This is a genomic window from Paractinoplanes deccanensis (assembly GCF_016862115.1).
GTDB classification, from domain to species: Bacteria; Actinomycetota; Actinomycetes; order Mycobacteriales; family Micromonosporaceae; genus Actinoplanes; species Actinoplanes deccanensis.
The window spans coordinates 1-25,548 of the sequence record NZ_BOMI01000067.1; the positions used below are offsets into that span (position 1 = coordinate 1).

The 25,548-nt window shown below is 74.8% G+C and carries 18 protein-coding genes and 1 pseudogene; 8 read left to right on the top strand and 11 right to left on the bottom strand.

Annotation, left to right across the window (positions count from 1 at the left end):
* Positions 1-4,205 (bottom strand): annotated as a pseudogene (locus Ade02nite_RS17880) (hypothetical protein); the annotation flags it as partial.
* Between the two features lie 749 nt (positions 4,206-4,954).
* Between Ade02nite_RS17880 and Ade02nite_RS17885 the strand changes: the two are divergent.
* Positions 4,955-5,908 carry a pirin family protein gene (locus Ade02nite_RS17885; RefSeq protein ID WP_239168847.1) on the top strand — a complete coding sequence of 318 codons (954 nt, stop codon included), beginning with the start codon at positions 4,955-4,957 and terminating at the stop codon, positions 5,906-5,908.
* A gap of 159 nt (positions 5,909-6,067) precedes the next feature.
* On the opposite strand, the gene Ade02nite_RS17890 is transcribed toward Ade02nite_RS17885, so the two are convergent.
* The 4 genes from Ade02nite_RS17890 to Ade02nite_RS17905 form a co-directional block, all read right to left on the bottom strand.
* Positions 6,068-6,778, bottom strand: coding sequence for a Crp/Fnr family transcriptional regulator (locus Ade02nite_RS17890; RefSeq protein ID WP_203764177.1), 711 nt, complete (start codon positions 6,776-6,778; stop codon positions 6,068-6,070).
* 315 nt (positions 6,779-7,093) lie between these two features.
* Positions 7,094-7,702, bottom strand: a complete 609-nt coding sequence (locus tag Ade02nite_RS17895; RefSeq protein WP_203764179.1) for a hypothetical protein — start codon at positions 7,700-7,702, stop codon at positions 7,094-7,096.
* Positions 7,703-7,785: 83 nt separating this feature from the next.
* Positions 7,786-9,324, bottom strand: a complete 1,539-nt coding sequence (locus Ade02nite_RS17900; protein ID WP_203764181.1) for an FAD-dependent monooxygenase — start codon at positions 9,322-9,324, stop codon at positions 7,786-7,788.
* 89 nt (positions 9,325-9,413) lie between these two features.
* Positions 9,414-12,242 (bottom strand): ATP-binding protein, encoded by a 2,829-nt coding sequence (locus Ade02nite_RS17905; protein WP_203764191.1) that lies wholly within the window; start codon positions 12,240-12,242, stop codon positions 9,414-9,416.
* A gap of 222 nt (positions 12,243-12,464) precedes the next feature.
* Here Ade02nite_RS17905 and Ade02nite_RS17910 point away from each other — a divergent pair, with 222 nt between their 5' ends.
* From Ade02nite_RS17910 to Ade02nite_RS17925, 4 genes are read left to right on the top strand one after another with little or no spacing between them, the layout of a single operon-like run.
* Entirely contained in the window at positions 12,465-13,256 is a 792-nt protein-coding gene (locus Ade02nite_RS17910; RefSeq protein ID WP_203764193.1) for a 2-amino-3,7-dideoxy-D-threo-hept-6-ulosonate synthase, read from the top strand.
* Positions 13,253-14,380 carry a 3-dehydroquinate synthase II family protein gene (locus tag Ade02nite_RS17915; RefSeq protein ID WP_203764195.1) on the top strand — a complete coding sequence of 376 codons (1,128 nt, stop codon included), beginning with the start codon at positions 13,253-13,255 and terminating at the stop codon, positions 14,378-14,380. The genes Ade02nite_RS17910 and Ade02nite_RS17915 overlap by 4 nt, the downstream gene beginning before the upstream one ends.
* Positions 14,370-15,602 (top strand): AMP-binding protein, encoded by a 1,233-nt coding sequence (locus Ade02nite_RS17920; RefSeq protein WP_203764197.1) that lies wholly within the window; start codon positions 14,370-14,372, stop codon positions 15,600-15,602. The genes Ade02nite_RS17915 and Ade02nite_RS17920 overlap by 11 nt, the downstream gene beginning before the upstream one ends.
* 12 nt (positions 15,603-15,614) lie before the next feature.
* Positions 15,615-16,622 carry an FAD-dependent monooxygenase gene (locus Ade02nite_RS17925; RefSeq protein ID WP_203764199.1) on the top strand — a complete coding sequence of 336 codons (1,008 nt, stop codon included), beginning with the start codon at positions 15,615-15,617 and terminating at the stop codon, positions 16,620-16,622.
* Here Ade02nite_RS17925 and Ade02nite_RS17930 read toward each other — a convergent pair.
* The gene (locus Ade02nite_RS17930) at positions 16,610-17,623 is read right to left on the bottom strand and encodes a helix-turn-helix transcriptional regulator (protein WP_203764202.1); all 1,014 of its coding nucleotides are present in this window, start codon (positions 17,621-17,623) and stop codon (positions 16,610-16,612) included. The two genes, Ade02nite_RS17925 and Ade02nite_RS17930, sit on opposite strands and share 13 nt — an antisense overlap.
* 178 nt (positions 17,624-17,801) lie before the next feature.
* Between Ade02nite_RS17930 and Ade02nite_RS17935 the strand changes: the two genes are divergently transcribed.
* Positions 17,802-18,239 carry a hypothetical protein gene (locus Ade02nite_RS17935; protein WP_203764204.1) on the top strand — a complete coding sequence of 146 codons (438 nt, stop codon included), beginning with the start codon at positions 17,802-17,804 and terminating at the stop codon, positions 18,237-18,239.
* Positions 18,240-18,324: 85 nt separating this feature from the next.
* Here the strand turns inward: Ade02nite_RS17935 and Ade02nite_RS17940 are convergent, their stop codons facing one another.
* The 3 genes from Ade02nite_RS17940 to Ade02nite_RS17950 all read right to left on the bottom strand — a co-directional run bounded on the left by Ade02nite_RS17940 (position 18,325) and on the right by Ade02nite_RS17950 (position 21,719).
* Positions 18,325-19,950 carry an amidase gene (locus Ade02nite_RS17940; protein ID WP_239168848.1) on the bottom strand — a complete coding sequence of 542 codons (1,626 nt, stop codon included), beginning with the start codon at positions 19,948-19,950 and terminating at the stop codon, positions 18,325-18,327.
* Complete coding sequence (locus Ade02nite_RS17945) at positions 19,947-20,246, bottom strand: hypothetical protein (RefSeq protein WP_203764208.1); 300 nt, start codon at positions 20,244-20,246, stop codon at positions 19,947-19,949. Before Ade02nite_RS17945 ends, Ade02nite_RS17940 begins: the two co-directional genes overlap by 4 nt.
* Before the next feature lie 66 nt (positions 20,247-20,312).
* Positions 20,313-21,719 carry an aminotransferase-like domain-containing protein gene (locus Ade02nite_RS17950; protein ID WP_203764210.1) on the bottom strand — a complete coding sequence of 469 codons (1,407 nt, stop codon included), beginning with the start codon at positions 21,717-21,719 and terminating at the stop codon, positions 20,313-20,315.
* Positions 21,720-21,783: 64 nt separating this feature from the next.
* On the opposite strand from Ade02nite_RS17950, the gene Ade02nite_RS17955 reads away from it, so the two are divergent.
* On the top strand, positions 21,784-22,821 hold the full coding sequence (locus Ade02nite_RS17955) for a pyridoxal phosphate-dependent aminotransferase (RefSeq protein ID WP_203764212.1): 1,038 nt from the start codon (positions 21,784-21,786) through the stop codon (positions 22,819-22,821).
* Positions 22,822-22,876: 55 nt separating this feature from the next.
* Complete coding sequence (locus Ade02nite_RS17960; protein ID WP_203764214.1) at positions 22,877-23,713, top strand: DUF1963 domain-containing protein; 837 nt, start codon at positions 22,877-22,879, stop codon at positions 23,711-23,713.
* A gap of 48 nt (positions 23,714-23,761) precedes the next feature.
* Here Ade02nite_RS17960 and Ade02nite_RS17965 read toward each other — a convergent pair whose 3' ends face one another.
* Positions 23,762-24,145, bottom strand: a complete 384-nt coding sequence (locus Ade02nite_RS17965; protein WP_203764216.1) for a YciI family protein — start codon at positions 24,143-24,145, stop codon at positions 23,762-23,764.
* A 335-nt stretch (positions 24,146-24,480) separates the two neighbouring features.
* Positions 24,481-25,533: an ROK family protein gene (locus tag Ade02nite_RS17970; RefSeq protein WP_203764219.1), complete on the bottom strand. Its 1,053-nt coding sequence runs from the start codon at positions 25,531-25,533 to the stop codon at positions 24,481-24,483.
* Positions 25,534-25,548 lie beyond the last annotated feature (15 nt).

The window sequence follows — 25,548 nt, forward strand, 5'->3', positions numbered from 1 at the left end:
GCGGTTGCGTCGCTGGGTGCCGAGGTCGCGTAGCCGGGTGCCGAGGCTGCGTCGCTGGGTGTGGGCCGGCCGTCGCTCGTGGGCTGGGCAGCCGGAGGCGCTTGCGTCGGACCGCCGGGCGTAGGAGCGGGGCCGCTGGGTGCGGGTTGGCTGTCGCTCGTGGGCCGGGCAGCCGGAGGCGCTTGCGTCGGACCGCCGGGCGTAGAGGCCGGGCCGCTGGAGGCGGGGCGGCTGTCGCTCGTGGGCCGGGTCGCCGGGGATGCCTGTGTCGGATCGCTGGGCGTCGTGGCGGGGCCGCTCGGTGCCGAGGTTGCGCCGTTGGACGCGGGCCGGCCCTCGCTCGTGGCCGGAGGTGCCTGCGTCGGACCGCCGGGCGTCCGCTGCGCATGCGTTGCCGGCGCGGGCCCTTGCTGCGTCGCGGGGACTGCGGGCGGGGTCGCGTAGGCGGCGGGCACCCCGGTGGGTGCCTGCACACCGCGCCCCTGGCCCCCGGAAGGCTGCGGCGGAACACCGGGAGGCGCCCACGGCGACCCACTCTGCGGCTGCGCCGACGGCGAGTTGGGCTGCGTGGTGCCCTGCGGGTAGACCTCCGCTGCCGGCCGGCCTTGGTCGTGCCGCTGGGGCCGAGCCTGCTGCGGCTGGCCGTGCTGCGGCTGGGCCTCCGGTGCTGCGGCGGGCCGGCCGTGTTGCGGGTGGGCCTGGGGTGCTTCCGGCCGGCCGTGTTGCCCGTGGGCTTGGGCTGCTTCCGGCCGGATGTGCTGCGGCGGGTAGGACTGGGCAGCCGCGGGCTGGCTGTGCTGTGGGTGGGTCTGCGGCGCGGTGGGCGGGGCCTGCTGCGGGGTTGCACCGGGCTGGACCTGGTGCGGGTGGGCGTGCGGTGCGGCGTAGTTCTGCGGTGCCGGGGTCTGCTGCGGGATGCCCGAGGCCGGATAGCCGTGGCCGGGGGCCGGGCGTGGGCCCGCAGGGGACACCGGTGGCGTGAGGCCGGTCATGGGCAGCGAGGGCGGCGGTGCCTGGTCGGGCACCATCGACCACGGTGTCGCCTCGGAGTCCGACAGCATGACGTGGGCGGTGCGCGGGCTGCGGCGGGGGCGGTGTTCCGGCTGGCCGTATCCGGGGTGGGCGGCGTCGCGAGGCGTGAACCCGTCTTCACGCTGCCGTGGCGGGACGCCAAGCCGCGAATTGGTGTCGGCGGGCGAGTCACCGCCCGCGGGACGACCCTGGACAGAAGGGGTATGACCGGCCGGCGCCGCCTGCGCAGCAGGGCCGGAGGAAGCGAGGGGCTGCGTCGGCATCTGTGCCTGCGCGGCCGCGCCCGGCGGCGGTGCGGGCGCTTGACGGCGGTCGCCGCCGTCATGAGCGGGCCGGCGGGACTGCGTGGCCGGACCGGCAGCCGCATGCGGCGCAGGAGCCGCCGGGCGTGCCGGGGAAGCCGCGGGCGGCGGCTGCTCTCCGGGCTGCGCCTGCGTCGCCGGGCGCCGATGCGCTGCGGGTTGCGCGACGGCCGACGGCTGGGACGGCCCCGCCTGGGACGTTGTCGGCGGCCCCGCCTGGGCCGCGGGCTGCGCCTGCGTCGCCGGGCGCCGATGCGCTGCGGGTTGCGCGACGGCCGACGGCTGGGACGGTGCCGGCGGCCCTGGCTGGGCTGCGGGCTGGGGCTGCGCCGTCGAGGGCGGCCACGCCGCCTGAGCCGCGGGCTGCGCGGATGTTCCGGCTCCCGGCGGTGCCAAGGGCTGTGTCTGCGCGGATGGGGCCGACCTCGGCGGTGCCGAGGGCTGCACCTGCGCCTGAGCTGCCTGCCCCGGCTGGGCCGAAGGCTGGGCGGACGATGCGCATCCCGGCGTTGCCGAGGGCTGCGCCTGGGTCGCGGGCCGGGCCGGCGTTGCCTGACCGGACTGGACCGAGGGCTGCGCCGGCGTTGCGGGCCGTGGCTGGGACTCTGCTGCGAGCGCCGCAGGCTGAGCCGGGGCCGCGGGCTGCGACTCTGCCGCCGGGCGCGCCTGCGCCGCCGGCTGGGCCTGGGCCGGGGGAGAGCTGACCACCCGGGCCGCCGGCGTCGGAGCGTGGGTGCCCACGACGCGGGGTGTCGTCGGCGGGTCGGCCTTGACCACGCGCGGAGCGGGCGGCGGGGTCTCCTTGCCGATCACGCGGGGCTGGGTGGGCGGCGCCGCCTTGCTGATGACGCGTGGGCCGCCGTCCTGCTCGCCGCGGTCCTCGGTTTCCGTGGTGTCTTCGCCGTCGGCCGTGGAGGGACGCGGGTCCGCGCGGTCGAGCTCGGGCTCGGGAGCCGCGGTGCGGTCCTCCGCGACGGGTTCGGGGATCTCCTCGTCGTCGTCGCGCCAGGAACGGTGGCTGCCGACGACCAGCTCGCCGTCGATGGTGCGCGGGGGACGCTCGTCGAGCACCTCGCCGTCGATCGTGCGGGGGTGCCGGGCGGGAGCCTCCTCCTCGACCGGCCAGCGCTCGTCCAGCGGATCGCGATCGCCGGGCCAGGCCCGCTCCTCCGCGGGCCACGGGCGGCGGGAGTCGGCACGCCGGGACTCGTCGTAGCCGTCGAGGGGACGCCGGCCGTCAGCGCGGTACCGCTCGTCAGCGGCGTAGCGCTCATCGGTGACGGAGCGCCCGTCGCCGACATACCGCCCGTCGTCGGCGTAGCGATCATCAGCGACATACCGCCCGTCGCCGGCGTAGCGTTCATCAGCGACGTACCGCTCGTCGCCGGTGTAGCGCTCGTCGTTGGCGTACCGCTCATCGGCGTAGCGCTCGCCGGCGTAGCGTTCGCCGGCATGGCGCTCGTCGGTGACGTAGCGCTGGTCGGCCGCGTAGCGATCGCGCCGCTCGTACCGCTCGTCGATGTCGTAGCTCACCCGCTCGCCGGGCCGGCGAGAGCCGGTGCGGTGGTCGTACTCGTCCCGCGCGGGGGGCTCGTCCCAGATCATGGCCGTGCGTTCGCCGGTGCGGCGCCCGCGCTCGTCGGTCGGGAAGCCGGGCGCGAAACGGTCGTCGCCCTCCACGCGCCGTCCGCGCCGTTCGTCGGCGTCGCCGGGCCGGCGCGACTGCTCCCACCCGTCGTCGCGGCGGCGCACCTCCTCGGCGCCGCGATGCTGCTCGGCCCGGCGCGGGTCGTCCGGCGCGCGCCGCGGCTCGTCCGGCGAGTATCGGGGGTCGCCACCCGACCGGCGCAGACCGTCGGGAGCACGGCGCGGATCGCCGGCCCCACGCCGCGAGTCTTCGGGCGCGTGCCGGAGATCGTCGGGCGAACGACGCGCCTCGACAGTGGCCCGCCCACGCCCCGCCGGGTCTTGGAAGGACTCCCCAGGGCGGCCCGGACGGCGCTCCCCGCGCACCGGTCCCTCACCGTCGGTGACCCGGCGCTGCCCACCCTGGTCGGGCCGCCGGTAGAGGTCGTGCGCCTCGCCCGGAGCCGGCGCCTCGGGCACCCGCGCCCGGCCACTCGCCGCCGGCCGCATGTCGCCCTGGCCGCGCCCATCTGCCGCCGGCCGCATGTCACTGTGGCCGCGCCCGCCCGCGACGGGCCTGCTGTCACCCTGCTGCGACGATCCACGAGGATCGGCCTCGGGAGCCCGCCGGCCCGGCGGCTCCGCACGCCGATCATCCGAGCCGGGACGCCCGCGCCCCCGCCCGCCGGAGGGCGTGACCTTGCCCGCGAGGCGGCGCCAGCGGCTCCCGGCCGGGCGCTCCTCTTGCTCGTACTCCTCGTCCCAGCCGACCGTCACCGCGCCCGCGTCCGGGCCGTGGCCGTACGCCACGAGGTCGCGGTGGTCGTACGGCTCGTCGATGTCGTCGGGGTAGTCGCCGAAGCGCTCGTCGCGCCGCCGGGCACCGCCGTCGCCGATGGGGAACTCGGGGTTCTCGAAGTCGGCGCCGAGCTCGGGGCGGTTGAAGTCGACGTCGTCGAAGTCGTCGCCGGCCAGGTTGGGCCGCGACGTGTCGACGGGCGAGAACTCGGGGTCGTCCAGCCAGCTCGGGCGCTGCGTGTCGAAGGCACTGTTCGTCGCGCGGCGCCGGCGGCGGGCCGCGAGCTCGTCGACCGGCTCGCCGGCGTCGGCGGGGCGCTTCGTGGGGATCACCGGCTCGGGGCCGTCACGGCGTACGTACGGCCTCTCCTGCACGACAGCCGCGTTGGGAACGAGGGAGTACTCGGAGTATTCCTCGTCCCAGTATTCGTCGTCCTCGAAGCTCATGCGGCGGCTCCCGTGAGCACCCAGGACGCACGGCGCCCGGAGTGCCGGTCACCCCATCGCCGCATGCTGCCCCCCGTCTGTCACGCGTGCCCGGATCGTCCCCTCCCACGCGGTGGATGTGGAAGGTTAACCACGGATTTGCGAACGGCGCTACCGCCCCCGGAGCGCCCCCCGAGGCCGTCGGGGCGTGGTTCGTCGAGGGAGAGTACGGAGAACGCAGGCGCGGGGTTCAAACGCCGCCCGGGGGAGATCGCTCAACTTAAGCCATTCTTAAACACGTATTGAGGATCCCCACGGATTGACGGACGACCCCGTTGGAGGGACCCCCGGTAGCTACGCCCGAGTAACAACGTGGCGAAGCCCACGCTGGCTTCCCACGGATCATGGTGCTAGCGGATGTCACGGTGGATGAGCGCCCGGGACGACGGGGTCCCGGATGGAGCTTCACGACACCGACCGAAAGGAGCGGGATCATGCCGCGCCTCGACCTCGGCGCCGTACGCGCCACCTGGCGGGCGGCCCTGCGCCGCCTCGACGCCTGGACGCTCGAGACCCTCAACTCCCCGGCCGGCGGCCGCCGCCCCCGTTTGTAAGGCCGCCACCGCGCTGACCCAGGGCTCTCACACCGAATTGCCCCCCATGACGGTGTGAGGGAACTTTTGCGCGGCATGGCCGGGAGGAACGGCGGTGGGAGCGCGCCCCACCGCCGTTCCGCATTTCTGTCACACCCCGCGAGTAGCGTCCCGGGTGTGAGTAGCTACGAAGCGGATCCTGAAGTCGGCCCGGCCGCACCGGCTGCCTTGGAGATGCTCGAGGGCGCGCCGGTCGCGCTCGGCGGGCCGCGCGGCTTCGCCGTCACGCGCACGCTCCCCAACAGACAGCGGCGCACGGTCGGCGCGTGGTGCTTCCTCGACGCGTACGGTCCGCAGGACCTCACCGGCAGCGCGGGCATGCGCGTCGGCCCCCATCCCCACACGGGCCTTCAGACGGTGACCTGGCTTCTCGCCGGCGAAGTGCTCCACCGCGACACGCTCGGCACGGTCCAGGAGATCCGCCCCGGCCAGCTCAACCTCATGACCGCCGGCCGCGGCATCGCCCACTCCGAGGAGACGCCGGCCGTCCACTCGCCGATCCTGCACGGCGTCCAGCTGTGGGTGGCCCTGCCCCACGCGGCCCGCGACATGCCACCCGCCTTCGCCCACCACGCCGACCTGCCCGTGGTCTCCGACGGCGGCCTCACCATCACCGTCCTCATGGGCACCCTCGCCGGCGCCACCTCCCCGGCCGTCTGCCACACCCCGCTCGTCGGCGCCGAGATCTCCCTGGCCGACGGCGCCGAGGCCGAGCTACCCCTCGAGCCCGCTTTCGAATACGCCGTCCTCGCCCTCGACGGCGCCCCCACGATCGACGGGGTCACCCTCAAACAAGGCCCGTTGCTGTACGCGGGTGAGGGCCGCCGTTCGCTCCGCCTGTCCACCGAGTCCGCCTCCCGGCTGCTCCTGCTCGGCGGTGAGCCCTTCGACGAGCGCCTGGTCATGTGGTGGAACTTCGTCGCCCGCGACCACGACGAGATCGTCCAGATGAGAGCCGACTGGGCCGACCACACCCCACGCTTCGGCGAGGTCCACGGCTACGACGGCCCTCCGATGCCGGCCCCTCCGATGCCCATCGCCCGCCTGGTCCCGCGAGGCCGCGTCCGCTGACGGCCCCGCCGGCGAGGTTTGCGGCTGCGGCGGCGCCGTGAGGTGGGCGCCGCCGAGGCTCATCACTCGCCTGGTGCCGCGAGGCCGCGTCCGCTGACGGCCCCGCCGGCGAGGTCCACGGCTACGGCGGCGCCGTGAGGTGGGCGCCGCCGAGGCTCATCACTCGCCTGATGCCGCGGCGGCGACGGTGGTCAAGGCGGGGAGGTCGAGGATGACGATGCGACGGTAGGCGGTGCCGATCAGGCCGGTGGTGCGTAGCTCCTGGACGGCCTTCTGGATGGTGGCGCGGGAGACGGCGATCATGGCGGCCAGTTCGGGGTGGCTCAGGGGGACGGCGATCTCGACGCGGCCGTTGTCGAGCTCGCGGCCGCAGGCGTCGGCTATCTCGACGAGCAGGCGGGCCAGGCGGATGTGGGCGGGGAAGGCGGCGAAGTCGCTGCGGCGGCGGTTCGCCCAGGTCAGCTGGCGGGCGATCATCGCCATGACCAGGGTGGACGCCTCGGGGTGGCGGCGCAGGAAGTCCTCGAACGCCGGGCGGGTGACGATGCCGCCGTGGACGGTGCCGCACGCGGTCACCGTGGCGTTGCGGGGGCTTCCGGTCAGCGCGCCGATCTCGCCGACCAGCTCGCCGGGCAGGCGGATGCCGAGCAGCGTGCCGAAGCCCTCCACCGCCGTGGTCACCTTGACGAAGCCGCTCTCCAGCACCACCACGTGGGTCGCGTGGTCGCCTTCGCGCAGGATCGGGCGGCCGCTCTCGTAGCGGTGCCGCACCGTCATGCCGAGCAACTCGTCGGCGGTCGCCGGCGCGAGCCCACCCAGGAACGTCGCCCGCGGCCACCCACCGGCACGCCTCGGCACCCTCTCGGCCATGCCCCCATCATCGCCGAGAGCACGCCGCCGGCCCAGGCGCGAGCCGAGCGGGCGCCGCCGGCCCAGGCGCGAGCCGAGCGGGCGCCGCCAGCCTAGGCGCGAGCCGAGCGGGCGCCGCCAGCCTAGGCGCGAGCCGAGCGGGCGCCGCTGGCCCAGGCGCGAGCCGAGCGGGCGCCGCCAGCCTGTGCGCGAGCCGAGCGGGCGCCGGCAGCCCGGGCGCGAGCCGAGCCGAGCGGCTGCCGGCAGTCCGGGTCTGAGCCGCGACTGCCGGCAGCCGTGATGCGGGCCGGGCGGGCGCTGGAACGTCCGCCGGGGCTAAGGGTGGAGGGCCTGCCGGATCACGTCCGTCAGGCGGCCCTCGGCGCGGGTTGCGGCCAGCCGGCCCCTGTGGAGGAACGCCAGGTCCTCGACCGCCACCGCCGGGGGGCGGTAGGAGTTCGCCGCCGCCAGGGCCGGGTAGCGCTGGGCCCACGCCACCAGGACGTCGCCCAGTTCCGCCGGGACCAGGTCGGGGGGCGGCAGGGTGGCCGCCCGTTCCGCGAAGCTCTGCCGGTACGGCCAGAAGGCCCACACCTTTGTCTCGTCGACGAGTTGCTCGACCGGGTCGGGCCGCTGGTAGCGCACCGCGATCTCGATGGAGCGCATGCTGCCCTCGGCGATCAGCTCGCCGATCATCGCGTGCCGGGCTCGGACGCCCGTCACCTCGTAGAACGTGCTGCGGCAGCCGTGCGGGCGGGCCGCGCCGACGATCGTCTTCCAGGTGAGCGGGCGTTCGGGCCGGGCGGCCAGCAGTTCCGCGACCGCGCGGTAGTAGATGACTTTTGTCTGCCAATGGTTGCGCCGGGGGCAGGGGTTGCCGGCGAGCCGCATGTACCAGCCGGCGATCGTGGTCCGCCCCAGGTCGTCGGTGAGTGTCGTTGACATCGTCCCTCTGTCCGTTCCCGCCGTTGTCCGTTCCCGATGGGCTGGGAGATGTCGAGCCTCGCCGCAGGGCTCCGTCCGCCGCATCACGCGTTCTCGTATAACTGGTGTCGCACGCCCGTCACCTCGTCGAGGACGCCCTCGCAGTCCGGCGGCGGCCCGTCGGCCCGCCACGCCACCTGCTGGTCGGGGCGGATCAGCACCAGCCGGCCCGACCAGGCCGCGGGCATCGGCGCGCCCGCCATCGGCAGGTGCCGGATGGGCACGCCGCGGGCCCGCGCCGCCGTGACCAGCGGCCAGCCGCCCTGGTCGTCGGTGAGGTCCACCAGGGTGAGCTGCGGGCCGAGCCGGTCGAAGAACTGGTCGCCGCCGGCGAGCCGGAACGCGGGCGGGCGGAAGCCGGGCGTGCCCGCCATCCCGGCCGGCCCGGTGCCGGCCGGGTCGAGCTGGGGCGCCTCCTGCCGCAGGATGTCCACCAGGGTCTCCCGGGCCGCGCCGGCCGCCACCAGCCGCTGGAACCGGCTGCGGGTCTGCCCGGCCCGGCGGGCCAGTTCCCGGTCGAGCCGGGCCTGCCGGCGGCGTTCGGTCTCGTATGCGGCCAGCAGGTGTTCACCGGCCCAGCCGTGCACGGCCGCGGCGAGCCGCCAGCCCAGGTCGACGGCGTCGCCGATGCAGGTGTCCACGTCGTTGCCGGGCGGTTCGGCCAGGTGGGCGGCCTGGCCGGCGAGGTGCACGCGGCCCCGGCGGTAGGCGCGGGCGATCGAGGGCGCGCCGGCCCGCTGCGTGACGGCGTGGATCTGGGGCGGGTCGCCGTCGAGCCCGAGGCGCCGCGCGAGCAGGCCGGCCGGGTCGGCGACGGCCTGCTCGTCGTCCTCGCCCAGCGGCAGGTGCGCCACGCACAGGTCGCCGTCGTGTCCGGTGAGCACGGTGCTTCCGCCGGTGATCACCGCGGACGGGTTGGCCCAGCGGCCGGCCGTGGCGCCCCCGCGGAACGCCACGGTGAGGTGCGAGGCGGACGGGCCGAGCTTCTCCATGGTCAGGCCGGCGCAGCGGCGTACCGTGCTGTCGGCCCCGTCGCATCCGGCCAAGTAGGCGGCCTCGACCACGTGCCGCCGGCCCGCCCCCGCGTCGATCACCGTGGCGGCCACGCCGTCCGCCTCCGGCCGCAGGTCGGTGAGGGTCCAGCGGCAGCGCAGGTCGATCAGTGGGTGGTCGCGCAGCGCCCGGTGCAGCCGCTCGGCGAGCCCGGTGCACGAGATCAGCAGGTAGGGCTCGATCGGTGCGGTGCCGTCGGCGGTCGCCGCGTACGCCCCGCGCAGCTCGGTGACCGAGGGCAGCCGCCACACCAGCACGGGCGGCTGGTCGACGCCGCGTGCCCAGACGACGTCGACCGGGCTGTCCGGGTCGACACCGGCCGATCGCAGACCGGCGGCGAGCCCGAGGCGTCGCAGCAGCTCCATGTTGCGCCCGTTGATCAGCAGCGGGTCGGCGAACCGGGGTGGCACGCCGGCGCGTTCCACGACCATGCTGGGCACCCCGTGGTGGGCGAGCTCCAGCGCGGTGAGCGAGCCGGTGACCCCGGCTCCGGCCACGAGCACCGGCGTCCGGAACGCGGCTGTCGGCATCGGCATCCCCTTGGCGGTGGGGAGGTGGGCGGATTACCCCGCCATCCTCGGCCGCCGCGGCGCCGGTGCGCATCACGCGTTCACGTGGTTCACCCTGCGCACTCGCGGGCCACGACGGCGGCGAGCTCCGCCCGGCGCCGGATGCTCAGCTTGCCGAAGATGTTGCGCAGGTGCGCGTCCACAGTGTGCTTCGAGATGTAGAGGGCCTCGGCGATCTGGATGTTCGTGCGGCCCTTGCCCACCTCGAGCGCCACCTTGCGCTCGGCGGGGGTGAGCTGCGGCAGGCACGTCTCGGCCGCGGCGGCGGGCTCGGGCGGCACGGCCACCCATCCGCCGAGCACGTCCTCGATGCGGCCGCGAGCGCGGTGGGCGCCGCAGTCGGTGACGATGGTCAGCGCTTCCTCGCACCACGAGCGCACGGCACGGTCGTCGCGTGATCCCCGGCCGAGCATCGCCGCGTCCTCCAGCGCCGCGGCCAGCGGCAGCGGCCGTCCGACCGCCCGGAACAGGTCGGCGGCCTGTTGCAGCCTGTCCAGATCCTTGTCCTGTACGCCGCGCGCGTGCGCGGCGGCGCCGGCGGCGGACCGGGAGCCGGGGTTGCGTGCGGCCAGCAGCTCGGCCGCGCGCACGGCGGCCGACGCCTCCTCGGGCCGGCCGGCGTCGCGGGCGATGCGCACCAGCTCGGCCGCGGACGCCGGGTCGCCCGCGAGCAGCGCCGGCCGCTCGGGCAGCGCCGGGTAGAAGTCGCGCAGCAGCGAGAACGCGGCCGACGGCGCGCCTTCGGCGTCCAGCAGCAGGGCCTCGGCCCACAGCACGTCCTCGGGCACCGCCGTCACGCCGCCCGCGGCCAGCCGGCGTACGTGATCGAGATGGTCCCGGGCGGCCGCCAGGTCGCCGCGCAGCACGGCGACGCGCAGCAGCATGCCCAGCAGCGGCATGGCCAGCGCGTGCGCGTTGTGCCGCTCGGCCACGGTGAGCCCGGAGTCCGCCTCGACCGCGGCCTCCTCGAGCCGTCCTCTGGCGTACAGCAGGGAGGTCTGGAAGTAGTGCCACAGCGGCTCGGCCCAGGAGGATCCGTAGCGGTCGGACTCGCGGCGGCCGGCGCGGATGACCTGTTCGGCCTCGTCGAAGTGGTCGAGGACGGTCAGCGCGCCGCCCAGCCAGATGCGCGGGTGCCGTTGCGCCGCGTCGCCGCCCTCCCGATCGGCCAGCGCGGTCGCCGCACGCGCGTGCTCCAGCGAGTTGGCCAGCCGTCCTTCGGCGTACGCGACGAGGCTGCGGCCCGCCGTGCCGAAGACGGCGGCGCCGTACTCGCCGCCCTGCCGGCCGAGCTCGTCGGCGCGCGCGCCCGACTCGTCCGCCTCGGCGAGCCGGCCCAGATAGCAGAGCGCGTGCGCTCGTACCGCGTGAAGCCTCGCCTCCACGGCGAGCGGGAGGCCCTCGTGGCGCAGGGCCTCGCCGGAATAGCGGACCGTCATCTCGTTGAGGCCGCTGTGCTTGCACGCCTCGGCCAGGCCCAGCAGCAGCAGCGCCTCGGTCTGCGGGTCGAGGCCCGCCTCCAGCGCCTGACCGCCCAGCTCACGGGCCTCCTCCAGGCGTGCGGCGGCGGCGAGCAGGCCCACCGTGTCGGCGATCAGCGCCGGCCGGCCCGGGTCCGCGGGATCGGCCGCCGCCAGCGCGCGCAGCATCAGGTCGGCCGCCGCGCCGGGGGCCACCCGGGCGATCTCGCGGGCCATCGAGCGCACCATGCGGACCGCGTCGCCGGCTCCCGTGCGGCCGCTCTTGAGCTGGTGCTCGGCGACCTCCAGGGCGGGCCGGTCCGCGTCGCGGCTGATCGCGGCGACCTGGCGGTGCAGCTGCTCGCGCATGGCCCGGGGCAGGGTGTTGTAGACGGCCTGGCGCACCAGGTCGTGCGCGAACGCGAGCCCGCCCCCCGCGTCCTCCACCAGGAAGTCGGCCATCGCCTCGCGCACGAGCGGGTAGAGGTCGGCGGGCGGGTGGGCGGTCAGCCGGCCGGCCTCGTCGAACGTGAACGGGCGGCCGAACACCGCCACCGAGCGCAGCAGCCAGGCGGCCGGCTCGGACAGCGTGTCGAGGACCTCGCGGACCGAGTCGACGAAGCTGGACGGCAGGTCGTCGCCGACCACCGAGCCGATGCCGTCGGCGACCACGAGCTGGTGTGTCGCGACCAGGGCCTTGATCAGCTGCTCGGTGCGCAGCGGGTTGCCCAGGCAGGAGGCGGCCAGCGCCACCACGGTGTTGTCCACATCGGCGCCGACCACGTCCGCGCTGAGCTGGGCGATGGCGCTGTCGTCGAGCACGCCGAGGCGCAGCGGCGAGACGCCCTCGCGCTGGAGCCACTGCATCAGCTGGTGGCCCGGCGTCTCGCGGTCGTCGCCGGCCGGCGGCCGGTGGGCGAAGAGCCAGCGCACGGGGGAGGACGCGAGGGCGGGGATCAGCTCGCGCACGGCGAGCGCGCTGAGCTCGTCCATCCACTGCGCGTCGTCGATGACGATCAGCAGCGGCCGCTCGCGGGCCGCCTCCTCGAGCGACGCCCGCAGCCGTTGCAGCGCCCCGAACGGGTCGGCCCGTTCCGGCGCCCGCTCGGCGAGCCAGGCGAAGGCCGGCGTCGCGGGGGAGCAGTCGCGCAGCGCGCCGGCGAGGGTGACCAGCGGCGCGGCCTGGTCGAGCCGGAACGCCTCGCGGGTCGCGACCGCGACGCCCTTGCCGGTGGCGAGCCGGATCGCGACGTGCAGCAGCGCCGACTTGCCGATGCCGGGCGCGCCGGTGATCGCGTGGCAGCCGCCGGCACCGGCCGCCGTGTCGTCCAGGACCCGGGTCAGGAACGCGACCTCGGCGTCCCGGCCGACCAGCCGCCGGCTCACGTCGGGGGTCCCCCGGCCGGCACGGCCGGTCATCGCCAGATCCTCATATCGCCTCATACGTATCACGAAGCCGGGCCGGGCGCATCGGGCACTTCCGGGCAACTACTCATCCGAACAGGTCAATGGCTCCCTTCCGGGGCGAGCTGCGTTTTCGCGCGTTCACCGAGGTCGCCACCCGGACGAGCAGGATCCCGGCGCGTCGCACCGCCGATAGCTTTTCGCCGTCATGAAAGACCCGAACAGGGGGGTTCCGCGATGTACGGAAACGAGTCCTTCGGGCGGCGCCTGAGGCTGGCGCACCTCGGCCGCCGGGACGGCTCCGGCCTGCTGCTGGTGCCGCTCGACCACGCGGTGGGCGCCGGCCCGCTGCGCGCCGACGGCGACCTGGACACCTTGGTGGCGCGGCTCGCCGAGCACGGCGCCGACGGGGTGGTGGTCCACAAGGGCGCGGCGCGCCGGATCCGCCCGGCCCGGTTCCGCGACCTGTCGCTCGTGGTGCAGCTCAACGCGAGCACGGCCATGGCGGCCGACCCGGACGCGAAGTATCCGGTGGCCACGGTCGAGGAGGCGCTGCGCCTCGGCGCGGACGCGGTGAGCGTGCACGTCAACGCCGCCTCCCGCACCGAGGCGGCGCAGATCGCCCACCTGGCCGCCGTGGCCGAGGAGTGCGAACGCTGGTCGGTGCCGCTGCTGGCGATGATGTACGTGCGCGGCCCGGCCGTGCGCGACGGCAGGGCGCCGGAGCTCGTGGCCCACGCCGTCGCGGTCGCCGCCGAGATGGGCGCCGACCTGGTCAAGACCGCCCTGCCCGACGATCCCGCCGCGACGGCCCGGATCGTCGCGGGCGCGCCGGTGCCCGTGCTGGCCGCCGGTGGCCCGCCCGAGCCCGGCGCCGACGCCGTGCTCGGCCGGATGGCCGCCGCCATGCGCGCCGGCGCCGCCGGGGTCGCGGTGGGCCGCCTCGTCTTCACCGCCGCCGACCCGGGCGCGATGCTGCGCCGCCTGGCCGCCGTGGTGCACGACCGCACGCCGGCGGTGATCCGATGAGCCGGGCCGATCAAGCGCGCGAATGCTGGCTCGACCTGCGGGAGGCCGGCCCCTGGCGTGCCGGCGTCGCCGAGGAGGCCGTGCACCTGCGGTTCGAGGCGATCGTCTCGGACGACCCGGCCGAGCTGGCCACGCTGCCGCCGACGGTCTGCCGGGTGCTGGCCCCCGCCGATCTCCCGGGCGGCCTGCCGGCCGACTTCGGGGCCGCCGACCTGGTGCTGGTCGACCCGGTGCGGGACGGCGACCCGCGCGAGCTCGCCGAGCGGCATCCGGGCGTGCGCTTCGGCAGCCGGGTGGACGTCACCGACGCCGAGAGCCTCGACGTGGCCTGCGAGCGGGTGCGCCGCGACGAGATCACGGTGCTGCGCTTCCACGACCCCACGCACATCCCGCTGGAGATCGTGCTGGCGGCCGCCGACGGCTCGCTCGGGCGCATCATCACCGAGGTCGGCGGCGTCGACGAGGCGTCCGTGCATCTCACCGTGCTCGAGCGCGGGCCGGACGGTGTGCTGCTGCGGCCGGGCGGGCCGGGGGAGGCCACGAAGCTGAGCGAGGTGGTGCGGCGCAGCTCACCCGCGATCGACCTGGTCACGCTGACCGTCACCGGGGTGCGGCACTGCGGCTCGGGCGAGCGCGCCTGCGTGGACACGTGCTCGCACCTCAACCCGGACGAGGGCATCCTGGTCGGGTCGCGCTCGCGGGGGCTGCTGCTCTGCGTCAGCGAGACCCACCCGCTGCCGTACATGCCGATGCGGCCGTTCCGCGTCAACGCCGGGGCGATCATGTCGTACACGCTGGCCGACCACGAACGGACGCGGTACCTGTGCGAGCTGAAGGCGGGCTCGACCGTCCTCGCCGTCCGGGCCGACGGCCGCACCCGGCCGGTGACCGTGGGCCGCGTGAAGATCGAGACGCGGCCGCTGCTCGCCGTCGACGCGGTCGCACCCACCGGCGAGGAGCTCAACCTGATCGTGCAGGACGACTGGCACGTCCGCGTGCTCGGCCCCGGCGGCAAGGTGCTCAACTCGACCGAGCTCAAGCCGGGCGACGAGGTGCTCGGCTACCTGCCCGGGCGCGAACGCCACGTCGGTTACCCGATCGACGAGCTGTGCCATGAGCTCTGACCTGTTCACCGGTCTCGCGAAGGCCCAGGACGCGCTGCTGCCCGCCACCCTGGCGGCGGCAGCGGCCTCCCGGTTCTACCGCTCACGGCGCGACGGGGTGCCGGCGAGCCGCGAGGAACTGGCCGGCTACCCGCTGACGACCAAGGCGGACCTGCGCGACGCGTACCCCTTCGGCATGCTCGCCGTGGACCGCCGGCGGCTCGCCACCTACCACGAGTCGAGCGGCACGACCGGCACGCCGACGGCCTCCTATTACACGGCCGCGGACTGGGCCGACCTCGTCGAGCGCTACTCCCGGGTGCGGGTCGGGATCAACCCCGAGGACACCTTCCTGGTACGCACCCCGTACGCGCTCATGCTCACCGGCCACGTCGCGCACGCGGCGGCGCTGGCCCGCGGGGCGACCGTGGTGCCGGCCGACAACCGGTCGCTCGCCACCCCGTACGCCAAAGTGGTCCGTCTGATGCACGACCTGGACGTGACGCTGACCTGGTCGCTGCCGACCGACACCCTGCTGTGGGCGGCGGCGGCCGAGCGGGCCGGCCTGCGACCCGGGCACGACTTCCCGGCCCTGCGCGCGCTGCTGGTGGCGGGCGAGCCGCTGGGGCAGGCCCGGCGCGACCGGATCGCGGAGATCTGGCGGGCGCCGGTCGTGCAGGAGTACGGCTCCAGCGAGACGGGCGGGCTCGCCGGCGAATGCCCGCACGGCACGCTGCACCTCTGGGCGGATCGGGCGATCTTCGAGGTGTACGACCCGGCGACCGGCCGCACCGCGGAGGAGGGCGCCGGCGAGCTCGTCGTGACGCCGCTGGCCCGCGAGGCGATGCCGCTGCTGCGCTATCACATCGGCGACCGGGTCGAGGTGTCCTACCGGGACTGTCCCTGCGGCTGGGAGCTGCCGGCCGTGCGGGTGCTCGGGCGGTCCGGCTCCGCGCACGCCGAGCTGGAGGACGCCGTGTTCCGGCTGCCCGCGGAGTACGGCGTGATGTTCTGGCGGGCCCGGCTGCTGCCGGCGCGCGTCCACCTCCAGATCGAGGTCGCCGAGCGCTTCCGGCACGCGGCGACGCGCGAGCTGACGGCGGCGACCGGCGCGTACGTCGACGCGGTGCCGCCGGGCACGCTCGTCTCCCCGAGCGCGCTCACCGCCACCGGCGAGATCATGAAGCCGCGCAGCCTGTTCACGGCGGACGAGAACTGGGACCGGGCCCTGCGGTACTACTGAAAGGCGGCGACCGTGCGCCGGATCGCGATCGTCGGTGCCGGGGTGGGCGGCCGCACGGCCGCCCTCGCCCTCGGCCGGCAGGGCCTTTCCTGCGAGGTGTACGAACGGCAGGCGTCGCTTCCGTTCGAGGGGTACGGGATCCAGATCTCCCCGAACGCGGCGGCGGCGCTGCACGAGCTGGCCGGCGAGCGGGTGTTCGCGTCGGCGGCCCGGCCGGCGGTCCGCGAGATCCGGCGGTGGCGGGACGACTCGGTGATCACCCGAGCCGATCTGGGGCGGTACCGGGCTCCGTACTACACGATGCGGCGGGGCGCGCTGATCGCGGCGTTGCGCGCTCCGTCCGTACACGTTGGCCGTCGTGTCTCCGCGGTCTCGCCGGAGGGCCTGCTCTTCGCGGACGGCTCGTCCACCCGGGCCGACGTGGTGATCGGTGCGGACGGGCTGAGCTCGGTGGTCCGGGAGTTCGTCGGCGCGGCGCCGCTACGGGACAGCGGGTACGTGGCCTACCGCGCGGTGGTGCCCGACGTGGGCCTCGACCGGGTGGTGGTGTGGCTGGGCCCCGGAGCGCACTGCGTGGCGTACCCCGTCGATCGGTCCTGCCGCGACGTCAACGTGGTCCTGGTGACCCGGCACCTCTCGTTCGGCGGCTGGCACCCGTCCGTGCTGCGGCTCGTCGAGCGGATGGGGCCGCTGACACCGCACAGGCTGCGCGACCGGCCACCGCTGCCGTCCTGGCATCACGGGCGGGTGGTGCTCATCGGGGACGCCGCGCATCCGATGCTGCCGTTCGCCGCGCAGGGTGCCGCGCAAGCTGTGGAGGACGCTGTGGCGCTCGCTCGATGCTCCGGGTCCTTCGACGCTTTCGAAGCGTCGCGCCGCTCGCGGGTCACGCGGGTCGTCGACCTGTCCCGGGCCGGGCTGCGCACCTACCACCTCCCGGACGGGGAGGAGCAGCGGCAGCGGGACAGCGCCCTGGCTTCGTCGCCGCCGGGCGCCATGGACTGGCTCTACGCCGTTTGAGACTCGCGCCGTCCGAGGACGGACACCAGCTCCACCCGCGACGCCAGGCCGAGCTTGCGGAAGATCTGCCGCAGGTGATAGTTGACGGTGTGCGGCGACCGGCCCAGCCTGGTCGCGATCTGCCGGTTCGTCAGCGCCTGGCCGACCAGCTCGGCGATCTCCAGCTCGCGCTCGCTCAGCAGACTCCAGTCCGCCGTCCGCGGCGCCTGCCGGGCGGCCGGGTGCGCGGCGGCCGTCGCCCGGGGGCGGCCGGGCCGGTGCTCGTGGCGCAGGGCGGCCGCCACCGCGTGCGGCATCGACGCCTCGGCCACCGCTCGTACGAGATCGTGGCTGAACCCGAACCCCTCACCGGCCGGGACGAGCAGGCCCGAGTCGAGCGCCTCCTCGATGTGCGGCACCAGCCGCGCCACACCGTCCCCGAGAAGCGCACTCAGCCGCGCGGGCGGGAACGGCGACCGCAGCGCCGTGGCCACCTGCACCAGATGCCGCGCCGCCGGCGAGAGACCGGCGAGCCGGTGGGCCAGCCGCGCCCGGGTGCGCTCGGGCAGTCGTACGGCGATGACCTCGCCACCCCGCAGCAGCCCCTCCTCCCGCAGGTCGGCGACCAGCTCGAGAACCGCCCCCGGCCGTCCCGCCGCCACCCGCACCAGGTCGAGCAGCCGCTCTCCGGCGACGGTCCCGAGCCGCGCCTCCACCAGCCGCCGCACGTCCGCCCGCCCCAGCGGCCCGAGCACCATCCGCTGCACCTCGGCGGGGGTGTCCGCGGGCACGTGCTGCCTCGCGGCCACGATCAGGTTCTTGCTCACCTGAACGGCGCGGCCCGTGCTCACCGCCTCGCTCATGTCCCGTCCCGCGGTCGCCATCTCCCGCAGCAGGCGCCGGCAGCCGATGCCCGGCGGCCCGTCGAGCACCAGCACCGTCGGCCGGCCCGCCGCGGCCCTGCTCCGCCGGAGCAGCGCGGCGAAGCGCCGCATCTCCTCGTCCCGCCCGATCATCTCCATGGCTCCGATCGTGCGGGCGATCGCCCGCCGAGACCCGCTAGAAGTAGCGCGTTCCCGAAGATCGCGAGTCGGCCATCCAACACATTTCGCGGTGACTGCACACAGCCTGTCCGGCGGCCGCAATCGCCTTGACGGTCTGCTGGACCGGGCGGATCGTCGAACCGGAAGGGAGCCCGCAGTGTCCGTCCTCGACGTCGGGAAGCTAGCCCTCATAGTCGCCGCACCGACCCTGATCGGCGCGGCAGTCGTCTACGCCCCCCGCTTCTGCGGCGCCGTCGCCGACCGCTGGCGCGCCCTGCACCCACCGCCGCCCCAGCCGTTCGGCCCCCCGATCGAACAGCTCGCCGCCGACCTGCGCCGCCTGCTGCGCCTGCACAGCGACCTGACCGCCTCGGCCCACCTGGCCATGCGAGCCCACCGCCTCTGGGCCGTCGAGGCCGCCATAGCCACCCGCGCGGTCGAGACCGCCAAGGCCCTCGGCGTGCCCCATCCGGACCCGCCGACCCCGGGCGCCCTCACCCGGCGCGAGCTGCTCGACCTGCTCACGGCCCTGTCGGCGGCGGGCTTGGTCCTGCCGGCCAAGGTCGGCCCCTTCACCTCGGACGGGCGCCTCTGATCGGGAGTCGTGGTCGGACTGGGCAGGCCGGTCTCGCCGTCCACGAGCGTGGCGAGACCGGCGTGGTGGCGGCGTGGCGCGAGGGCTACTGCATCTGGTCGGCCACGTCCTCGGCGGTCAGCCGGCCACGGTCGCCGGCCGCCGTGCGCGATCGGGCCGACGCCGCCGGGGCGACCGGATCGACCGGCCGCCGGTGATGCCAGTCGGTGAGCGCCTGGTAGGCGCCGACCACGGACAGCAGCCGGTCCTCCTCGTACGGCGCGCCGCCGAGGATCGTCCCGATCGGCACCCCGGCCGCCGTGACGCCGATCGGAAACCCGATCTCCGGCAGCCCGAGGATGTCGAACGGCACCGGGCTGGTCTGCACCACCACGTCGCACTTGGCGAAGACCTGGTCGAGCACCCGCTCCAGCAGCAGCAGCTTGGCCCGCTGCCCGGTGATGAACTCGCCGGCGCCGAGCAGCGCTCCCTGCAGCCACCCGGTCACCGAGACGCCGAAGCCGCGCAGGTCCGACCGCAGCAACGGCATGAACGGCTCGCTGCGCTCGGGCAGCCGCACGTTGTTGAACTCGGTACCGGTCAGCAGGTCCCACTGCTCAGGAAACGGCACGTCGACCAGCGAAATGCCGTCGATCTTGTCCAGAACGGCGAGGAATGCCTGGCGTGCCGGGTCGGCGGCGTAGCCTGGCAGGACTCCGACTCGGACCTTGGCGCGGACCCGGCACCGGCCCCGGGACACGACCGGCGTGGCCGCGCCGATCAGGTCTGGCATCTCGGGCAGTCCCTGCGTTCGCGGGTCCGCCGGGTCCTCGCCCGCCATCGCGGTCAGCATGATCGCCGCGTCCCGGGCATCCCGGGCCAGCGGGCCGGGATGGTCACGGGTGTAGCTGAGCGGGATGATCCCGGCGAGCGACACCCGGCCCATCGTCGGCTTCAGCCCGGTCAGGTTCTGGGCGTTCGACGGCGCCGTGATCGAACCGCCGGTCTGTGTGCCGGTTCCGGAGGTCGCCATCCGGCCGGCGACCGAGGTGGCCGTGCCGGTGGACGACCCACCCGGGTCGGTGGCCGGGTTGCCGGGCGTCCACGCGTTGACCGTCGTGATCCGGCCGTCCGGGGTGGTCGCCCGGGTGGTGGCGAGCGGGCCCATCTGGGTCTTGCCGAGCACGATCGCGCCGGCTTTCTTGAGACGGGCCACCGCGGTGGCGTCGTAGGGCGGGACGAAGTCCTGGAACAGGTACGAGTTGGCGGTCGTCCGCACTCCCTGCGTCCAATAGTTGTCCTTGATGGCGAGCGGGATGCCGTGCAGCGGGGTGCTCGGCGTCCGCCTGCCGGCGGCTTCCGCGGCGGCCCGGGCCTGGTCCGCCAGGACCGTGTTGAACGCTTGGTAGACCGCGTCGTAGGCGCCGATCCGGGACAGGTACGCCTCGACCAGGGCGGCCGGCTTGAGCTTGCCGTACCGGATCATCCAGGCGGCCTCGGCGACGGTCAGCTCGGTCGGGTCGGCAAGGGCCTCGGGGCGCGGCCTGGCGTAGGCGGCGTCGCTGAACTTCGGCGTCCTACCGGACCAGGCGGACGCGGCGGCGGGTAGCGCGGCTGCCCCGGCCGCCGCCGCGGCGGTGATCGCCGCAGTCCGGGCCAGGAAGAGCCGCCGGTTGAACGCGGACGTGGCGCGGTCCGCCCCGGCGGCCGGGACCTCAGCGGGCCGGTTCATCGGCGCCACGCGGTGCTGATCGAGGGGTAGAGCATCGGCGCGGGCTGCTGCGAGAGAGCGGCAGCATGCGCCGGGTCGCTGCCGGCGGGGGCGGGCAGCTGGAAGGAGGCGAGGGTGGTGACGCTGCCGCGCACGAACGAGCGCAGCGACGCGAGGACCGAGTCCCGTCCGGGCGACCCGGTCGCCGGGTCGGCCGTGGTCCCGGCCGGCAACTGGTCGAGATCAATGCCGAGAGACGCGAGACGAGCACGGATCATGGTGTTGAGCTCGGCGTCTGTAGGGGGTGTCGCAGCCATGATCGACACTCTTGGTGCCGACCGTATCGGGCCCGTGTCTGCAGGATCACGCTCTCGTTTCCGGCCTCAAACAGCCATCGCCGGCGGATAGACCGCCGACCTCGGCTCATACTCTCCCCACGCCACGGCCAGCCTCCGCACCGCCTCACTCAGCTCCTCGGGCGGCGCCAGGAAGTGGATCCTCAGATGCTCGTCGCTGCCGCCCGTCGCGTCGAGCCCCGGCCCCGGCAGCACCGCCACCCCGTGGCGCAGCGCCTGCTGGGCGAAGGACCGCGCGTCCCCGTGCGGCAGCCGTACCCACAGGGTCTGGCCACCTTGGACGGCCGGCGCGTCCCACGTCGGCAGGTGCCGGGCCAGCGCGGCCCGCAGGTGGTCGTGGCGTTCCTGGCGCAGCCGGGCCGATCGTTCCAGCTCGGGTGCCAGGCGGGGGAGCAGGTGCGCGGCCGCGAGCTGGGCCGGGATGTTGCCGCCCAGGTCGGCCACCGTGCGCATGCGGGCGAGGCGGGCGATCAGCGGGGCGGGGGCGCGCACCCAGCCGACGCGCAGGCCGCCCCAGACCAGTTTGCTCAGCGAGCCGATGGTGATCACCCGGTCGTCGTGGACCGCCAGGGGTGGCGGCGCCTGCTGCCCGGGGAAGCCGAGGTCGGCCAGCGCCTCGTCGTCGATCAGGGGCACGCCGGTGCGGGCGACGCGACGGCGTTCCCCGGGTGGCAGGACGGCGCCCGTGGGGTTGTGGAAGGTGCTGATGACGTACGCCAGAGCGGGGTCGTGGGTCCGCACGGCGGAGGCGAAACCGCGCAGGTCGACCGGCAGCGGGCGCAGCACCGCGGACTCCTCGCGGAACGCCTCGAGCGCGCCGAAGTAGGTCGGGGTCTGCACCAGCACCCGGTCGCCGGGGCGGACGAGGGCGCGCGCCAGCAGTGTCAGCGCCTGCTGCCCGCCGGTGGTCACGAGGATCTGGTCGGGGGTCGTCGGCAGCCCTCGCTGCTCGTAGCGTGCGGCCAGCGCGCGGCGCAACGACGGGTGGCCGCTCGGGTGGTAGCCGATGTCGCCGGTGATCGCGGCCAGTTCGTCCAGCGACGACGCGTACGCCGCCACCAGCGCCGGCGGGGGAGCGTCCGGCGCGGCGCAGGCCATCATGAGGACGCCGTCGCGCGGCTCCAGCAGGTGCAGGAATCCGGGTGCCTCCGTCGTCGGCCGGGACGCGCCCGCCGCCGGTCCCGCCACTCTCGTGCCGCTGCCTTGGCGCCGCACGATGCGGCCTTCCGCGACGAGCAGGTCGTACGCCGCGACGACCGTGCTGCGGCCCACCGCCAGCGCCGCCGCCAGTTGGCGGTCCGGGGGCAGCGGCGTGCCGGGCGGCAGCTCGCCGTCGTCGATCAGCGCGCGGATCCGCGCCGCGAGCAGCAGGTACAGCGCACCGCGCCCGGAGGCCCAGCGGCCCAGGCGCTCCACGATCCCGATTGGCTCCATCGACAGACCAATCTAGGGGCATTGGCCCTCCTCGCGCGAGCCCTCCGGACCCGACGATGAACGTATGAGCGCGATGACCGCCCTGATCGACAGCACCGTCCGCTACGACCTGGCCGAGAGCACCTGCCCGCCCCTGCGGCTCACCGACGACGACCTCAAGGGCCTCACCGAGATCCCGCTCGGCTACGGCACCAGCCGCGGCGACCCCGTCCTGCGCATGCTGATCGCCGAGAGCACCGGCGTCGGCGCGGACGACGTGCTGATCACGGTCGGCGCCATCCACGCGATGTCGCTGATCCCCGCCCGCCGCGTCCTGCTCGTCACGCCGTGCTTCCCGCCGGCCCGCACCCTGCCCGCCTCGCGCGGCGCCCGCGTCGACGTCGTGCCCGCCCGCTTCGACGAGGGCTACCGCCTGCCCCTCGACCGCATCGAGGCCGCCCTCGCCCCGGACACCGACCTGGTCTCGCTGGCCTCACCCCAGAACCCTTCGGGGGTACGCCTGACAGCGGCCGAGTTGGAGGCGCTGCTCACGATCGTGTCCCGCCGCGCCCCCGGCGCACTGATCCTCGTCGACGAGACGTACCGCGAGTCGGTCTACGGCAACACCGCCGTCCCGCCCTCCGCCGCCGCGCTGTCGCCGCGCATCGTCACCTGCTCGTCGCTGTCCAAGGCGCACGGCGCCCCCGGCCTGCGCACCGGCTGGCTGACCACGACAGATCCGGGGCTGTACGACCGCCTGCGCGCGGCGAAGTTCGACACCGCCATCGCCTGCTCCACGATCGACGAGCACCTGGCCACCCGCGTCCTGCAGCGCGGCACCACCAGCGGCCCGTTCCTGCGCGAGGCCCTGGACCTGCTGCTCGGCTGGGCGGACGAGCACCCCGTCGAGATCGTCGTCCCCGACGGCGGCCCGCTCTGCTGCGTGCGCCTGCCCGCCGGCATCGACGTCCCCGCGTTTCACGCCGCCCTGCGGGCGTCCGAGACCCGCGTGGCCCCGGGCTCCTGGTTCGGCGAGGACGACCGCGTCGTGCGGGTCGGCTTCGGCCATCTGAGCCTGGCCGACCTGCGCACCGCCCTGGAGCACGTCGCCGCCGCCCTCTGAGCCGTCGAGGCCGCGTCGCCCGGGAGGGTGCGCTTGTCGGGCATCATGCTGGGCCATGGATCATCAGGGACAGTTCCGTCGCGCGGCACTCGAGCTTGGCATCCCCGGCGACGAGATCAGCACGTTCACCTCGCATCTGCGCGTGACGATCCGCCTGGGCGGACGCGGACGCTCCGGCGGCGCACCGGTCGGCCAGTACGGCGGCCGCCCCGTGGGCGTCGACTCGTCGTTGCCGTTCATCTTCTCCGTCGACTGTGCCGCCCTGCCCGAGGTCGACGGCTTCGCCCTCCCGGCCGACGGCACGCTGCTGTTCTTCCTGGACCACGAGAAGGATCACCTGGACGACGCCGCCTGGGAGCACCGGTACGCCCGGGTCGTGCACGTCCCGGCCGGCACCGATCTCACGTTCGAGGGCAAGGAGTACGACCTCACCGCCACCCTCGTCGCCGATCTGCCCGACTGGATCGACCCGGACGAGGATGAGGACGAGGACGAGGACGATCTCTCGCCTTTCCAGGAGCAGCTGGCCCGGGACCTCGAGCGCGACCTGCCCCACCTGGACGACCTCCGCGCCCTGGCGGACGAGCTCTGGCCGCGGGACAGCGGCCTGGCCACCGCCTACCTCGGCGGCTACCTCGACGACGAGGTCATCACGAGCATCGCCGAGCAATCCCTCGCGACCCGCGAGAAGGCCGGCGAGATCACCGTCCCGGTGGCGAAGTGGTACTCCCACCTGGAGCGGGAGAAGCACCGCCTGTCGAGCGAATGGGTGTCGCTGGCCCGCTTCACCCTGTCCGACGACTTCTATCGCGGAACCTTCGTCATCCGCCACGACGACCTGGCCGCGGGCCGCGTGGACAGGGCGCTTTCGGTAACGGAGTTCAGCGAGTAGCACCAGCGGCCCCGGGGGCGGCGACCTCGCTCGCCGCCGGGGCCGTCCTCAGCGACTGCCGTCATCCCCGCCGGCCGCACGCACCATCGCGTCCAGCTCGGGGTCCGGCATCAGCTCCCGCACCTCCTGCGCGCACCGGCACGCCCCGGCGATCTTGGCCGCCCACGTCAGCGCCTCGTCCCGGGACGCCACCTCGACAACCACGAACCCGCCGAGGACCTCCTTGGTCTCCGGGTACGGGCCATCGGTCACCATCGCGTCCGTGGCCACGACACTCGCCCGCTGACGCTCGATCCCCCCACCGGCCACGAACACGCCGGCGCTGACGGCCTCCTGCATCACCGCGTGCGCCGCCTTGCCCACATCCGGCAGCTCCTGCTCCCCGATGTGATCCATCGCGCCGTCCGGAAACGAGATCAGGTAACGCCCCATCCCACAAACTCCTTCATCCCGGCGGCCCCATCAGCCACCCCTCACCCCTTCCACGAACCACCGCCCCCGGATCCGACACCCGCGCGAAATTTCCCGCAGACACGATGTTCGCGTGCCGGCGCGGGCGGCCCGCGGGCGCGTGGCTGTAGCCTCGCCGCGTGGGTCTTGATGTTGAGCTTCTCCGGATCGAGCGGCAGGGCACCAGCCCGCGACGGCGCCGGTCGGCCGAGCTCGCGGTGGTCGGCGACTGAACGCCCGGCCGTCTCCCGCCCGGAGGCGATGGCGTGCCCCCAGCGCCGGTTGCGGGGGCGCAGATGGCCCGCGTGAGGCGAGTCCTACAGGCCGCGCGCCTCCCGGACGGCCTCCAGGGCCGCCACCGCCGCGCCGCGGGCGCCGGCCATGTCGAGGTCGGCTACCAGGGCGAAGGTGGCGGCGGCCTGCTGTTCGGCTCGCAGGTCGGTGCTTTCGCGTACGGCGTTGAGGAACCACTGGCGGAAGTGGGGGGCCGCCTCGACGACGCCGCCGCCGAGCAGGTAGGCGTCCGGGTCGGTGAAGTTGGCGGCGATCGTGAACAGCTTGCCGATGGCCTTGGCCTGCTGGCCGAAGACCGCGAGCGCCAGCGGGTCGTCCTTCTCGCCGTAGCCGCGCAGCATCTTGGCGGCGGTCGGGATGGGCTCGGCGGCGAGCGGGTGGCCGGGGAACTTCGTCAGCCAGTACGGCAGCAGGTTCTTCTTGATGCCGGTCAGCGACGCGATGCTCTCCACGTCGCCCTCGAAGCCGCAGTTGCACTGTGGCACCGGCTGGTCGTTCTCGAGGACGCCGTGCAGCGGGATCTGCACGTGGCCGAGCTCGCCGGCCATGCCCGCCGCGCCGCTGACGACCTTGCCGTTCTCGACGACGCCGCCGCCGAGGCCGGTGCCGACGATCGCCGCCACCGAGGACCTGGTCGTCGAATCGGCGCCGAAGAGGCGGTAGTGGGCGTAGAGCGCGGCCGCGTTCGCGTCGTTCGCGTAGTAGACCGGCAGGCCGATGCGCGCCTCCAGCGCGCCGCGGATGTCGAAGCCGTGCCAGGACTTCTGGTTGAAGTTCGTCGAGCCCTTCGACGAGATCACGCCGGTGGCGCTGGCCGGGCCGGGCGTGTCGAGGCCGACCGCTCGCACCAGGGTCAGGGGTGTGCTGGTCAGATCGAGGATGTTGTGGAACGCCTCGGCGAGCGCCTCGATCGCCGACTCGGGGCCCTCGGTCACCAGGCTCGGACTCTCCACCAGGTGATCGACCAGGTATTGACCCGTGGCGTCGAGCACGGTGGCGTTGTTGCAGGTCCCGCCGTTGTCGAGACCGACGACGACCCAGGAGGACGGGGTGCGTACCGATTCAGCCTGATCCACAGGCCTGAGCGTACG

What these genes read in the sequence shown, in the direction of transcription:
- Ade02nite_RS17940 (WP_239168848.1), bottom strand. Translation starts at nt 19,950, where the DNA reads ATGAACCGGCCCGCTGAGGTCCCGGCCGCCGGGGCGGACCGCGCCACG.
- Ade02nite_RS17965 (WP_203764216.1), bottom strand. Translation starts at nt 24,145, where the DNA reads ATGGGGCGTTACCTGATCTCGTTTCCGGACGGCGCGATGGATCACATC.
- Ade02nite_RS17945 (WP_203764208.1), bottom strand. Translation starts at nt 20,246, where the DNA reads ATGGCTGCGACACCCCCTACAGACGCCGAGCTCAACACCATGATCCGT.
- Ade02nite_RS17920 (WP_203764197.1), top strand. Translation starts at nt 14,370, where the DNA reads ATGAGCTCTGACCTGTTCACCGGTCTCGCGAAGGCCCAGGACGCGCTG.
- Ade02nite_RS17930 (WP_203764202.1), bottom strand. Translation starts at nt 17,623, where the DNA reads ATGGAGATGATCGGGCGGGACGAGGAGATGCGGCGCTTCGCCGCGCTG.
- Ade02nite_RS17950 (WP_203764210.1), bottom strand. Translation starts at nt 21,719, where the DNA reads ATGGAGCCAATCGGGATCGTGGAGCGCCTGGGCCGCTGGGCCTCCGGG.
- Ade02nite_RS17890 (WP_203764177.1), bottom strand. Translation starts at nt 6,778, where the DNA reads ATGGCCGAGAGGGTGCCGAGGCGTGCCGGTGGGTGGCCGCGGGCGACG.
- Ade02nite_RS17905 (WP_203764191.1), bottom strand. Translation starts at nt 12,242, where the DNA reads ATGACCGGCCGTGCCGGCCGGGGGACCCCCGACGTGAGCCGGCGGCTG.
- Ade02nite_RS17960 (WP_203764214.1), top strand. Translation starts at nt 22,877, where the DNA reads ATGGATCATCAGGGACAGTTCCGTCGCGCGGCACTCGAGCTTGGCATC.
- Ade02nite_RS17900 (WP_203764181.1), bottom strand. Translation starts at nt 9,324, where the DNA reads ATGCCGACAGCCGCGTTCCGGACGCCGGTGCTCGTGGCCGGAGCCGGG.
- Ade02nite_RS17910 (WP_203764193.1), top strand. Translation starts at nt 12,465, where the DNA reads ATGTACGGAAACGAGTCCTTCGGGCGGCGCCTGAGGCTGGCGCACCTC.
- Ade02nite_RS17895 (WP_203764179.1), bottom strand. Translation starts at nt 7,702, where the DNA reads ATGTCAACGACACTCACCGACGACCTGGGGCGGACCACGATCGCCGGC.
- Ade02nite_RS17955 (WP_203764212.1), top strand. Translation starts at nt 21,784, where the DNA reads ATGAGCGCGATGACCGCCCTGATCGACAGCACCGTCCGCTACGACCTG.
- Ade02nite_RS17915 (WP_203764195.1), top strand. Translation starts at nt 13,253, where the DNA reads ATGAGCCGGGCCGATCAAGCGCGCGAATGCTGGCTCGACCTGCGGGAG.